An 11825-nucleotide genomic window follows, 5' to 3' on the forward strand; every position below is an offset into this window, starting at 1 on the left:
AATATACAGTACTTAGAATCATCTCATGCAACTCTGGTTATGTCTGCGCCTCAGGGAACTGGCGGTTCAATGCCTTCCTCAACGGCGGCCTCAAGCTCTCGCTGTCGTGGAGAAGCAGCGAATTTATGCCGTCAACGCCACGGCGAGTCTCCTGGGCCTGGAGCCCGGCATGGATCCGGCCGCTGCTCGCAGCCTCGCAGGCGACAGCCCGCTGCAACTGCTGCCCCGGGACCCCGAGGCGGAAACCCAGGCGCTGGAGAGTCTCTGCTGCTGGGCCTATGGCATTACCCCGCATCTGTACCCCTTTCGGGGCGACTGCCTGATGCTCGAAATTGGTGGCTCCCTGAAACTGTTTGGCGGCAGTGATGCCATTATTCGTCATGCCCGCCAGGGCCTGGCCGGTCGCGGCTACAGTGCAGATATCGCCTTGGGGGCAACACCCCTCGCCGCCTGGGCGTTTTCCTACGCCGCCAGCGATGACGATGCTGAAAAGGATTACTCCCAGAGTGAAAGGCTTCATAAACTGCCCCTGCAAACACTCGAGCCGCTACACGAACAGTTTGTTGCCTTGCAGCGCAGCGGATTTAAAACCCTGGGCGAGGTTCTCGCGCTCCCCGCTGCGTCCCTGAATCGACGCTGTGGGGCCCAGTTCCGGGAGCTTCTTCAACACCTGAGCGGCGAAGTGATCGCGCCGCCGGTGCATTTCGAGCCCCCCAGCTGCTTTGTGGACAGTTACCCCCTGGGTTATCCCGTGCGCAATCAGGACGAACTGGGCCCGGCCCTGGAGCAATTGCTGGCATCACTGGATGATTATCTCCGCCAGCGACAGCTACAGACCCGACAGCTTATCTGGCATTTTTCCGGCATTAACAATTATCGGGAGGTACTGGACGTGCGCACCAGCCAAGCGCGCACACCGCGACAGGACTGGTATCGCCTGACCCGCCTTCGCCTGGAACGGCAGCCCTTTACGGAGGAGGTCGAACTCGTACAGCTACGCGCTGAGCAGCTGGAATCGGCTCAACCGACCAGTGGTGACCTGTTCCGCCAAGCCAGCCAGTCAGAATCGACAAGTCAGCTGGTAGATCTACTCAGTAACCGCCTGGGGGCCCGGGCGGTCAACAGCCTCCACCACCGGGACGCTCACCTGCCAGAACATAGTACGGCTGAAACGGCCGCGGGTACTGCCAACGCACTGCACCCGGCGGATACGGCGCAGCGACCCTTCTGGCTCCTGCCAAAGCCGGAAGTTCTCCGCCATGAGGCCGGCGAGCTGCTGTTTTGGGGCAGCCGCCTGGAACTGATTTATGGACCCGAGCGCATTGAGGACGGCTGGTGGGAGCGCAGCACCAGCCGGGATTATTTTGTGGCGCGCAACACCCAGGGACAGCGATTCTGGGTATTCCATGAGCGCCGGGAGCAACGTTGGTTTATGCAGGGATTCTTCGCGTAATCGATAAACAGTTCGATCAAATATGACAAGATTATTACAAATTTATGAAAAATATAGCTTTTCCCTTGGAATTAGGCGTAAACTAGCGTCCTGCCTAGCACAGCTTTATGTCATTTTTGTGACAGTTTGCTTCAGATTGTCATAATCAGATCGTCGTAAATGCAGCTAAGAGCATAAATTTAAACCCCGGGTACCGGCAGGAACGGAAGGAATCGAGAAACTTGCAGGACCCACATCGCCGTGAGGCGAAGGAGACACACATGTACAACACAAAAAAATCAAATGGACGCCTGGGAGCCAATCACTCAGTGATTAAAAGCAGCCTGCTCATCGCAGCAAGCGCTCTAGGTCTATCCCTACTTCCCCTCTACGCCAGCGCAGAAATCACTCAGGAATGTATCCTTGAGGGCACTGTGGACATGCGCAAAGCTGAAGAACTCGGTCAGCCCGTGTACGTCAAGTTCCGTAACGCGCGCCGGGGCACGGAAGCCGGATGCAGTCTTAACCGCCGCGCAAAAAGCCGGCGCGTGCAATTCACCAGTAGCCCGGATATCACGGACGTCAAGACCGCTCCTCACGGCAGCAAGGTGCGCTACCGTTACATTGAGCGCGACAACCAGGCGGGCAAATGGGAACTGCTGGACGTCAGCGGAGCCTAAACGCCGCTAAGACAGCAACCCAGCACTAGGAACGCATCAAAAGGTCCGGCAGAAACGCCGGGCTTTTTCATGCTTTGACTGTTTGCATTTGTCGGCTACCTGACTCGCAAACTTTTTGCCGGTCCTTTCACCTACGCTCTTACCCGCCCTTTCACCTGCATTCTCACCTGCCGTTACCCGCCTTCACTCCCCGCCACAGGTGAGTGCTCAACCCAGATCAACGCTTCCGTATCAAAGCCCAGGGCAGACGCCCGCTCTACAAATTGTGAGCGCAGGGCATCAGACACCGTCGGGGTTCGCGCAAGTAACCACAGGTAATCGCGATTAAAGCCAGATACAAAAGCGTACTCGTAGTTCTCGCGTTCCAGCTCAAACACCACATAAGACGCATAAAACGGCCCGAAAAAAGACACTTTCAAATGCGCTTCATCCTGAGGTCCTACAAAACTGGCCTTACCCTCTATCTCGCTCCACTCCTGATCCTCGATATCGTAACCGCGGTTAAAGACCCGCACGGAACCATCCTCCCGCCAGGCGTACTCAGCGGTAACGTTCTTCAAGCCCCTCTCAAAGCTATGATCCAGGCGCGCAATCTCGTACCAACGCCCGAGATACCGTTCAGCCTCAAACTCCTGTACCGCTACCACACCATCGGGAGTGCCCAGACAGGCCGACAGCATTGACAGCACGGCAGCCGCCAAGGCCCAGCGCGTCAAATGTCTCAGGCGCCCCATGCGCCCCAGACCAGCCCTTCGCTTTATTTCATTCATAAACTTCCTCTTAAGTACACCAGGGCCTTTTTGCTCACGACCCATGACCCACAACCCGCAACCCACAACCCACAACCCACAACCCATCAGCCATGATCGCCCCATGGCGGCGACACCCGATGCACCGTCAGCATCGCTATTCAACATCACCACTACGCTACAACCAACGCCGAACACTCCGACGATACTTCACAAAGTCATCGCCGAAGCGCTGCGCCATGAAACGCTCTTCCGGGACAATCTGAAACCGCGTCATATAAGTCAAAAACCCAAGGGCGACCAACAGCGACAAGCCACTACCCAGATACAAACCCCAGGCGATGAGCACCAGTAACATACCGAGATACATGGGGTTGCGGGTTATTTTGTATACACCGATGACCACCAGTTCGGAGGAACGCTCGGGATAGCGGGGATCCACCGTTGTGCCGGCTTGACGAAATGCCTTAACGCCCAGGAGGGCAATGACGATGCCGAAGGTGAGGGCGAGTGCCGACAGACCATGCCTCATAGGCAGGGTAAAGGCGGCAAAACTGTCCCCACGATCGACAAGCCACATCAGCGCTCCGGCGCCGGCAAGCAGGATTACCGGGGGGATCTTTAGTTCCAGATTCATGGGGAAAGCTTAACGGTTTTTGCGGCGCAACTGACGACTGAATTTACGGCAGCCGGCAGTATGGAACTCCTCTTCGTAGCGGCTGCGCGATTTACGCCACGACGCCATGCGCGCGCTGGAGCCCCCTTTGCGTCGCAACGCCGTGTAATGCTCAATCTTCTCGCTGAGATAGATGCAGCGCTGCAGGGCCTTATCAGGCTTTGCGGCGAAGAGTGTTTCCATCGCAAGCACGAGGAACATAAACAGCAGTAAACGGGGCATGTACCCATGATCGCCCCCTGAGCGCTCCCATAGAACGTCCTCCACGGGCAAAAATATTCAATTGCGCTCTCGAGTTCACCGCCGGATCGATGGCGTATAGAGGGACGGAGTATCTACTGGCTACTGACCCGCTTGTTCGGCTGCAGCCAGCATATCCAACGCAGAGTTGGGGATACCGCCGTCATGGACAAGCACAATCACCTCATCGGGCTTCACTCGCATCATCACCTCCTTGAGGAAAGCATCGGCCTCTTGTCGCTGCAAGGCATTGAGATTGATATGCGTGAGAGTCTTGAAGCCCGGTGCGAGGTGCGGGGCGACAAAGGCGCCAAAAGAATTGGAAAGCAACAGCGCAGACCGGGGCGACGCAGGATTGGCTGCCCGGTATTGTCCAAAGTCCCTCGCGCGGCTGTAAAAGCGCTTAACCCAGGCAGGCTCGCCTCTGGCAACCCTGACGCCATAGCTTGCGTAGGGATAAATCCATGCCTCCACCCGGCGGGTGAAACCCATGGAGCGCATATCCGCGCTGATCACTCCTAAGCTGGCACCTTGTCCGTAAGCGTCTCCGGGCTCAATACCCAGCGTTCGCAATAATCGTCCTGCAAACTCGTGATTAATCATGCTGGCGGAGTGAAAATTCCCCGGCGGATAAAAAGCGGGCTGGTCGCGCAGCGCCAGGAGCGCTTCTATGGGAAAGTGCACCCGATAGCCCTTCCCTGCGGAACGGGTCCGCAGCTGCCCCCCAACGCTATCCAGGGGATCAAGAGACAGACAGGCTCGCCTCACCGGAGCCGGTACCGTGCGCGGCAACTCGTCGGGATACAGCAACGGCTTGGAGGGTACGATAGCGTAGCTGGTATTGGCCCCATAGCGTCGAACCGTGGCTGCAAAGCCCTCCATGGCTGTTTCGCTAGCGCGGACCTGCGGCATCTTGGGCAGGCACAGCTTACGAAGGGCGGCGTAGGGCCGCGTCGCACTGTGCGCATTAAAAAACACAAAACCGTCGTCACCAATATCAACATTGGCGATGGGGCTGTCTTTGAACAGGTAAAACTGGAGCATGCGATAAAACTTGTTCAGGGACATGGCAAAGCCAACGTGGTCGTCAATGAAGGCCTCGAGTCCCGTAAAAAAGGCCTTTGCCGACTCCGCGCCCTTAACGTCGGGAAAATCCGCGAGCTCACGCTTCTCCCAGTTCTGCCGTGCCTGGTGATCGGCAAAGAAACCGCCCAGGGACGGTAACAAGAACACCAGGGCCACTGCGGCTATCGCCAGCCGGGCGCGGGCTCCAAAGCCTGCGACTGCTGTTTCCTGCTCTTCGCTCACCGCCTAAAACCTGAAGTAAATAAAAGGGTTATAGGTGCCAGACATAATGTATGTCGAGCACATGAGTAATAGGGCGAGAGCCACCACCCCATTGGCGGCACGGTAAATCCAGTGACCGCCCCTTGCGTCTCTCAGAGTCGCACCGCCCGGGTCGACGTCATCAGGATCCTCGCCATTTCTAAAGGCCCTCGTCCGCTCCAGCACGGGCATCGCAAAGATCACGCCCAGGAGCATAAAGCTCAGGTTCTCGGTGCTCACCAGGCGCACAAAGCTGATGCCTTTCGCGGGCACGGAAGAGAACATAGCCTCGAGATAGTACATCGCCTGTGGCAGGGTCTCGGCGCGAAAGAGTACCCAGCCAATCATCACCAGCAACATTGCGTAAACATGCTGCGCTGGACGGGGAATCTTTTGTAACGCTGCCCCAAGCCCTGCGCGCTCCACTGCGAGGATGAGACCGTGAAAAACACCCCAAATGATGAAGGTCCAGGCCGCGCCATGCCAGAGACCGCAGAGCAAAAACACCGTAAACAGATTGACATAGGTCCGATAGGGACCGTGCCGGTTGCCCCCGAGGGGGATGTACAGATAGTCCCGAAACCAGGACGACAGGGACATATGCCAGCGCCGCCAAAAATCCGTGATGGAGCGGGATGTATAGGGAAAATCAAAGTTCTTGGGGAAGTGAAAACCCATGATCCGACCAATACCAATTGCCATGAGCGAGTAGCCGGCAAAATCAAAGAAAATCTGCAGGGTGTAGGCAACAATGCCGGTCCAGGCGTTTGCCGTTGACAGGCGCCCGGGCGCAAAACCAAACACCGTGTCCGCGACCTGTGCGGCATTGTTGGCGATCAATACTTTGTAACTCAGACCCACGATAAACAGAATCACGCCACGATAAACGTCATAGGACGATATCTGCCGGTGCCGGATCGCCTCCGCGACCGTGGCGTAGCGCACGATGGGACCCGCAATCAGCTGCGGAAACATCGCAATATACAGCGCCAGATCAAAGTAGGAACGCGCCCGGGGGGAGTCTCCCCGGTAAACATCGATGAGATAGGAAATCGATTGAAAGATAAAAAATGAAATCCCCAGGGGCAGATGGGGTATGTCCTCCGGGGGAATGGGAATCTCCAGCACACTGCCGATGAGAAAACCGAAGTACTTGTAGTAGCCCAGCACCAGCAGATTGGCCGCCACCCCCAGGGCGAGAAACTGCGACCGCCGGCTGCCCGCCTCCAGATGCTGTCCCAGAAAATAGTTAAAACCCACGGTAGCGAGGAGGAGCAGCACATAGGCACCTTCCCCCCAGGCAAAAAACAGGAGGCTGAAGACCAGGGCCGTGAGGTTCCGCCAGGGCAGCAGCGCATAGCACAGCAAAAAAATCGGCAAGAAAACAAACAAAAATGAGGTAGTGGAAAAAACCATAATCGACGCTGGCGGGCGCTCTCCCAAAGACCGGCCGTCTTATAGCAGGCCGACCGGCGCTTTGCGAGTCGCCGAGGGCTTAGTCGCCTCTCAACGCAATGCCACCTTCACGACAAAGGGCGTCCACTGGCGGGCACCGGGCAGCAAATCGACCGTCTTGCTGGCCAGGCGGGCCGCGCCCCGGGGGAAAAACGGATAGTCCAGAAGACTGACATCGCAGGGGCGCCCCACCCAGCTTTTGAGTCGCGATTTCAACAGAATCCGATGGACCCCCCAGGGCATGACCGGCGTTCGGTAATGGCGCGTCAGGGGCAGTCCGCCCATCAGCACCGATGCCCGGGACACCCAGTGGGGAATCACATCAAACAGCAGATGGCATCGAGGGAACTGTGCGGCGATATCGCCAAGCAAATCCCGCACATCCTGCTCCTGAAAATACATAAACAGTCCCTGCGCTGCGATACACACGGGTCGGTCCCGGGGAATGCACCTCATCCAGGCTCGATCCGTGGCTGACAGGGCAATGTGCTGGTGCCGCGCGTCGGCAGGAATAAAACGCTCGCGTATCCCTATGGCCTCGGGCAGGTCCACGGTAAACCACTCGCCCGGAGTCTGTTCCAGGCGATAGCGCTGGGTCTCCAGGCCCTCACCCAGATTTACGACGCTGGCACCGGGATGCTCCTCAAGAAAAGCAGAGACCAGCTGATCAAACAGCTGCGCACGCAGCGCCGCCATGGGGTTGCTGCGCCCGAAGTTCCGCTCAAAGTCATAGTCCAGGCCCTGATAAATCTCTACGGCTTTAGGGTCGCTGAACACACCGTCCGGCCGCATGGCCTCGTGCGCCCGACTGTGCAGGGTCCAGAGCATGGTTTCCGGCACATCCGTGAGCCCCGGCGGCTGAGGATCTGTCATCGTTTTTTTCCTCGCTCTTCCCGGGCAAGGTCTTCCATCAGCCGGGGGATGTAGCTGTTGGGGGCTGCCGCCAGTCGATGGTTGTCGCCTATGTCAAAGCGCTTCCCCGTCATGCTCACGAAACTCTTCAGGGCCGCGATGCGCTCATCGAGCCACGAGCCCTTGGTGCGCTTTTTGTGATTGTGCTTGAGTATGATCCGCGACCCCGGATGGCTGAAGAAGGGTTCCGGGGGCACATGGGGAACCACGTCACCGGAATTCACCACCCGATAGTGGGGGCCCAGGACTCTGTCGTTGAGGGCGGATGCGAATTTCTCATCGCCGGGTCGCGGACTCGCAAAGGTATAGACGCCATACACATCTATATCGTTTTCAAGAAGCATACCGGCATAAAGGGAGCCCAGCGCGCCCCCCAGGCTGTGTCCCGTAATCCACAGCTTTCTTGGTTCCCCCGGGTCCCTGCGGAGTATTTCTGTGAGCTTGATCACCGCGGGATACAGGGAATCCTGAAAGCCCTCATGAGCGCCGGTGCTTTCGAAAGGACCCGGATCCTGAGACGCCTGAAAATTCGCAAACCAGTCACTCCCCGAATCACTGCCGCGAAAGACCACGGCAATGTTTTTGTCATCGGCCATAAGAAAGCACTGGGTATCGATATCGGGCTTTTTCTGTCGGGAGACCTGACCCAGAAACTCATAACTCCAGGTGTTTTGCACACAGCGCTTTACATCCCTAAGCGGTGCATAGGCCAGCTCACAAGCCAGCGCCAGGGACAGGGCATTCTGGGGGTCGTAGGCATCGCAGGCCCGCAAAGGCCGGAAGTGCTGCGCGTACTCCATGCCCGCCTCCTGAGGATTGGTGTTCCTTTGCTCATTATGCCGCTATGCTGGCAAAAAAAAACACCAGACCCACCTGGAGAGTCCATCCATGCCCACAAGCGATAACACGCTCACCGCCAAAGTCGCTCTGATCACGGGGGCGGCGTCAGGCATTGGTGAAGCCAGTGCCCGAAAAATGGCCGCCGCCGGTGCCTCCCTAGTACTCACCGATATCAATCATAGCGCGGTAGCGGCGCTTGCTGATGAGCTAGGTCGTGAAGGCACACAGGCAGCGGCGCTGCAGCACGACGTGACGCAGCCAGGGGACTGGGAACGAGCCGTAGCGCTGGCCGTCGACACCTTCGGCGGCCTGGATATTCTCGTGAACAACGCAGGCATTGCCGGCGATAACACGGACTTGATGAATCTGGATCTCGAGAACTGGCACAGCGTGCTCTCGGTGAATCTCGACGGGGTTTTCCTGGGCCTCCGCTATTCCGGTCCGGCCCTTGAACGACGGGGCGGCGGATCGGTGATCAACATCAGTTCGATTCTCGGCAAGGTCGGGTTTCCCGGAGCAGCTCCCTATTGCGCCTCCAAAGGGGCCGTCACCCTGCTCAGCAAATCCGCCGCCCTGGAGTGGGCGCCCCTCAAGATTCGCGTGAACTCCGTGCACCCCGGCTTTGTGGAGACGCCGCTGGTTCGGGACGCATTGGCCGAGCGAGAAGACGGCGCCGAAATGGCGGAGCTACTGGTCGCCGCCCACCCCATAGGCCGCCTGGGTCTGGCGACGGAGATCGCCAACGCCGTGACGTTTCTTGCCTCCGATGAAGCTAGCTTTATGACCGGCTCAGAGTTGGTTATCGACGGCGGTTACACCGCGCAGTAGGCGGCGCTCTCCTAAGGCGTCACTCCCAGCTTTTTGGCGATAAGGGGTAAATGCTGGCGGCCGATAAAAATCTCGTCATCCAAGAGCACCACCACCCCGGGCATGGCCGGGCGCAGGACCTGCTCCGGACACTCGGCCTCAAGGGGTATACCCGCCGCTCGCAGCATCTCGCTGATCAGATCCCCATAATTTGTCTGCCCTTGATCAAGAACGCCGTAGCGACGCTCATTGGCAGCCACCGCGGCGCGCCGGAAGCGCTGATGCATGGCGCTCCGTGAATGATCCTCGTCCGGCAGGACAGCGCTGCCTGACTTGCGGGGCGGAATCCGCACCCAACTGACGGCGCCCTGATAACCCTTCAGAAGCGCTCTCAACTGCGGCACGGCCCGCACACTATCCAGCGAGTCATCGACACCAACAACGACACGCCCGGGGGTGGACCCGTCTATGCTCATTGTCTCCGGCACTACATTGGCGATATCCGGCGCATCGCCCCGGCGGCCTTCCAGATGCCAGCGTACCCGGGGCAAATGTTCCCGACCAAAATAGCACTCGCCATCGACAACATAGCTGGGCACGCCGTAGATGCCCGCGGCAAAAGCCGCGTGCTGGAAGTCGGCATTCATCGCCAATCCCTCATCGTGAGCCCAGCGCAAAAACGCCTGTCCATCGAGCTCGCAGTCATCGAGTACCTCCTTGATGACATCTTCTCTTTCCAGGTCGAGGTCGCGCACCCAGAACGGTGGGTACACCCGGTTAATGAATCGCGCCGTCGCCTCAAAGGAGAGTGACCTTGTCCATAGCATCGCAGCGGAAACCAGATTGGTGTCCCAGATTTTTTCCGTGCCGCGTATCCGCAGCCCGTACAGGCTCCCATAGCGACGACAGTCGTAATACGCGTATTTCACACCGGACCACTGTTCGGGGCTCCGCTGCGCCTCGACGACCTCGCCGCTTTTCCCCAGCCGGGCACTCCCCAGATAACTGGGAATATCCAGTACAAAAGGCCGCCAGTCGAACTGCAGCCCCAGGGCTTGTTCGAGCTGCCGCGTGGGCTCCACCGCCAGGTAGGCGTAGGGGCTTTTGAAGTCGATATAGACGATGGCGGGAGCATCAGATACCAGAGGAGACAGCTGCATAGACATGATCCTTAGGAGCGGTTCCCACCGCGCCAATACCGTCGAGTGAAGTCTGACCGCAGTATATCTACCGAATATCGAAGATAGGGATTCATCTGCTAGAGTTGATTTTTGGGCACAATGCCCTGACCAGCAACAACGCTGACACAACAGAGAAAGCCACCGCCGTGGCGCAGCCGGGAGCACACCATGCGCTGGAAAGGTAACCGACGCAGCGACAATATCGATGACCGCAGGAGCCGCCGGATTGTGAGATCCACGGGCACGCGATCCTCCATGGTGCCGCTGATTCTCCAGCTTACCCGCAGTCGCGGCGGCTGGGCGATTATCGTCATCGCAGCGGGGTTGATGTTTTTCACCGGCACGGACCTGACGTCCCTGTTGGGGCTCGCAGAGCGTCAGCCGGCCCAGGCCACGACCGCGCCGGTGCAGCAATCGGAGGAGGAGGCCGAAACCGTCGAGTTCATGGCCACAGTGCTCGCCGATACGGAAGACACCTGGGCTGCACTCCTCGCGGATGGACCCACGGCTTACGAAGAGCCCAAACTCGTGCTGTACCGCGACTCTACGCGCTCAGCCTGCGGCCTGGGGCAAAGCGCCATGGGACCCTTTTACTGCCCGGCTGACCAGAAGATTTATCTGGATCTGTCATTCTTTGAACAACTGAGTCGTCGCTACGGCGCCCCGGGCGATTTCGCCCAGGCCTATGTTCTGGCGCATGAAGTCGGCCATCACGTGCAGACGCTGTTGGGGATCAGTGCCCGCAATCAGGCGGCGCGCCAAAGTGCCACCGAAGTTGAGGCGAATCGCCTCAGCGTCCGGCAGGAGTTACAGGCCGATTGCTTTGCGGGCCTCTGGGCTCATAAAGCGGACGAGGCGCGACAAATTCTTGAGAGCGGTGATATTGAGGAAGCCCTCGCCGCCGCGACAGCCATTGGCGATGACACCCTGCAGCGCCAGGCTCAGGGTCGCGTGACGCCGGACTCCTTTACTCACGGAAGCGCCGAGCAACGCCTGCGCTGGTTTACCGTAGGGCTGGAAAGAGGCTCCCTGGAAAGCTGCAATACCTTTGCAGCGACGGCGTTGTAAATTGTTGAACTGAGTGAACCTAGAGTCGCGTCGCAGCTAAAACTGCTCAGCCTCAAGCGAACACGCGATCTATCAGCGCTGTATCCATATATTCGCGGACGCTGACAATCTTCCCTCCGCGCACCGTAAACACCTGAGCATAGCTGTTGTTGTACTCAACACCGGACCTGGTGCGAGCTGCTCCGCGGCTCAGAACAACGGCCTGCTCACCATCGGCAATCACCGATTCCACCTCGGAGTGAATGCCATCCTCCAAAGCACCAAAAAGCGGGGCAAGAAGATCCTCCGTGATCGCTTTGAGACCCACGAAGTCGCCAGAAAATTTCGTTGAACCAATGTTGGTCCACACGGCATCCTCGGCAAAAAGAGCCATGGCACCCTCCACGTTTCCGCTCCCCGCCAGGGAGAGCCAATGCTGCACAAGCTGTCGCGTTTCTTCAGTTTTCATACTCTTTCTAA

Annotated in this window: 13 protein-coding genes; 4 read left to right on the top strand and 9 right to left on the bottom strand. The window is 58.3% G+C overall.

The window, feature by feature from the left end; translation table 11 throughout:
- Positions 1–25: 25 nt before the first annotated feature.
- Together KT71_RS17120 and KT71_RS17125 are read left to right on the top strand one after the other, a co-directional pair.
- The gene (locus KT71_RS17120) at positions 26–1453 is read left to right on the top strand and encodes a Y-family DNA polymerase (RefSeq protein ID WP_023660275.1); all 1428 of its coding nucleotides are present in this window, start codon (positions 26–28) and stop codon (positions 1451–1453) included.
- Between the two features lie 260 nt (positions 1454–1713).
- Entirely contained in the window at positions 1714–2112 is a 399-nt protein-coding gene (locus KT71_RS17125) for a hypothetical protein (protein ID WP_008294082.1), read from the top strand.
- 173 nt (positions 2113–2285) lie between these two features.
- On the opposite strand, the gene KT71_RS17130 is transcribed toward KT71_RS17125, so the two are convergent.
- The 7 genes from KT71_RS17130 to KT71_RS17160 form a co-directional block, all read right to left on the bottom strand.
- Positions 2286–2846: a lipocalin family protein gene (locus tag KT71_RS17130; protein WP_008294081.1), complete on the bottom strand. Its 561-nt coding sequence runs from the start codon at positions 2844–2846 to the stop codon at positions 2286–2288.
- Between the two features lie 193 nt (positions 2847–3039).
- The gene (locus KT71_RS17135) at positions 3040–3498 is read right to left on the bottom strand and encodes a methyltransferase family protein (protein ID WP_008294080.1); all 459 of its coding nucleotides are present in this window, start codon (positions 3496–3498) and stop codon (positions 3040–3042) included.
- Positions 3499–3507: 9 nt separating this feature from the next.
- Positions 3508–3759, bottom strand: coding sequence for a hypothetical protein (locus KT71_RS17140; RefSeq protein ID WP_023660277.1), 252 nt, complete (start codon positions 3757–3759; stop codon positions 3508–3510).
- Positions 3760–3879: 120 nt separating this feature from the next.
- A complete protein-coding gene (locus KT71_RS17145) occupies positions 3880–5085 on the bottom strand; it encodes an alginate O-acetyltransferase AlgX-related protein (protein ID WP_008294078.1) in 1206 nt (401 codons plus the stop codon).
- Positions 5086–5088: 3 nt separating this feature from the next.
- Positions 5089–6519: an MBOAT family O-acyltransferase gene (locus tag KT71_RS17150; RefSeq protein WP_008294077.1), complete on the bottom strand. Its 1431-nt coding sequence runs from the start codon at positions 6517–6519 to the stop codon at positions 5089–5091.
- Positions 6520–6609: 90 nt separating this feature from the next.
- Positions 6610–7431, bottom strand: a complete 822-nt coding sequence (locus KT71_RS17155; protein ID WP_008294076.1) for a class I SAM-dependent methyltransferase — start codon at positions 7429–7431, stop codon at positions 6610–6612.
- Positions 7428–8270: a lipase family protein gene (locus KT71_RS17160; RefSeq protein WP_008294075.1), complete on the bottom strand. Its 843-nt coding sequence runs from the start codon at positions 8268–8270 to the stop codon at positions 7428–7430. The genes KT71_RS17155 and KT71_RS17160 overlap by 4 nt, the downstream gene beginning before the upstream one ends.
- A gap of 88 nt (positions 8271–8358) precedes the next feature.
- Between KT71_RS17160 and KT71_RS17165 the strand changes: the two genes are divergently transcribed.
- Positions 8359–9138: an SDR family NAD(P)-dependent oxidoreductase gene (locus KT71_RS17165; protein ID WP_008294074.1), complete on the top strand. Its 780-nt coding sequence runs from the start codon at positions 8359–8361 to the stop codon at positions 9136–9138.
- A gap of 11 nt (positions 9139–9149) precedes the next feature.
- On the opposite strand, the gene KT71_RS19865 is transcribed toward KT71_RS17165, so the two are convergent.
- The gene (locus KT71_RS19865) at positions 9150–10277 is read right to left on the bottom strand and encodes a DsbA family protein (protein WP_008294073.1); all 1128 of its coding nucleotides are present in this window, start codon (positions 10275–10277) and stop codon (positions 9150–9152) included.
- A gap of 189 nt (positions 10278–10466) precedes the next feature.
- Here KT71_RS19865 and ypfJ point away from each other — a divergent pair, with 189 nt between their 5' ends.
- Positions 10467–11366 (top strand): KPN_02809 family neutral zinc metallopeptidase, encoded by a 900-nt coding sequence (ypfJ, locus tag KT71_RS17175; RefSeq protein WP_023660278.1) that lies wholly within the window; start codon positions 10467–10469, stop codon positions 11364–11366.
- 52 nt (positions 11367–11418) lie between these two features.
- On the opposite strand, the gene KT71_RS17180 is transcribed toward ypfJ, so the two are convergent.
- Positions 11419–11814 (bottom strand): nuclear transport factor 2 family protein, encoded by a 396-nt coding sequence (locus KT71_RS17180; RefSeq protein ID WP_040362468.1) that lies wholly within the window; start codon positions 11812–11814, stop codon positions 11419–11421.
- Positions 11815–11825: the final 11 nt, after the last annotated feature.

Origin of the sequence: Congregibacter litoralis KT71 (assembly GCF_000153125.2) — a bacterium.
Classification (GTDB): Bacteria; Pseudomonadota; Gammaproteobacteria; order Pseudomonadales; family Halieaceae; genus Congregibacter; species Congregibacter litoralis.

Coding starts and splice junctions, on each gene's coding strand:
- KT71_RS17120 (WP_023660275.1), top strand. CDS start 26: ATGCAACTCTGGTTATGTCTGCGCCTCAGGGAACTGGCGGTTCAATGC.
- KT71_RS17125 (WP_008294082.1), top strand. CDS start 1,714: ATGTACAACACAAAAAAATCAAATGGACGCCTGGGAGCCAATCACTCA.
- KT71_RS17130 (WP_008294081.1), bottom strand. CDS start 2,846: ATGGGGCGCCTGAGACATTTGACGCGCTGGGCCTTGGCGGCTGCCGTG.
- KT71_RS17135 (WP_008294080.1), bottom strand. CDS start 3,498: ATGAATCTGGAACTAAAGATCCCCCCGGTAATCCTGCTTGCCGGCGCC.
- KT71_RS17140 (WP_023660277.1), bottom strand. CDS start 3,759: ATGCCCCGTTTACTGCTGTTTATGTTCCTCGTGCTTGCGATGGAAACA.
- KT71_RS17150 (WP_008294077.1), bottom strand. CDS start 6,519: ATGGTTTTTTCCACTACCTCATTTTTGTTTGTTTTCTTGCCGATTTTT.
- KT71_RS17155 (WP_008294076.1), bottom strand. CDS start 7,431: ATGACAGATCCTCAGCCGCCGGGGCTCACGGATGTGCCGGAAACCATG.
- KT71_RS17160 (WP_008294075.1), bottom strand. CDS start 8,270: ATGGAGTACGCGCAGCACTTCCGGCCTTTGCGGGCCTGCGATGCCTAC.
- KT71_RS17165 (WP_008294074.1), top strand. CDS start 8,359: ATGCCCACAAGCGATAACACGCTCACCGCCAAAGTCGCTCTGATCACG.
- KT71_RS19865 (WP_008294073.1), bottom strand. CDS start 10,277: ATGCAGCTGTCTCCTCTGGTATCTGATGCTCCCGCCATCGTCTATATC.
- ypfJ (WP_023660278.1), top strand. CDS start 10,467: ATGCGCTGGAAAGGTAACCGACGCAGCGACAATATCGATGACCGCAGG.
- KT71_RS17180 (WP_040362468.1), bottom strand. CDS start 11,814: ATGAAAACTGAAGAAACGCGACAGCTTGTGCAGCATTGGCTCTCCCTG.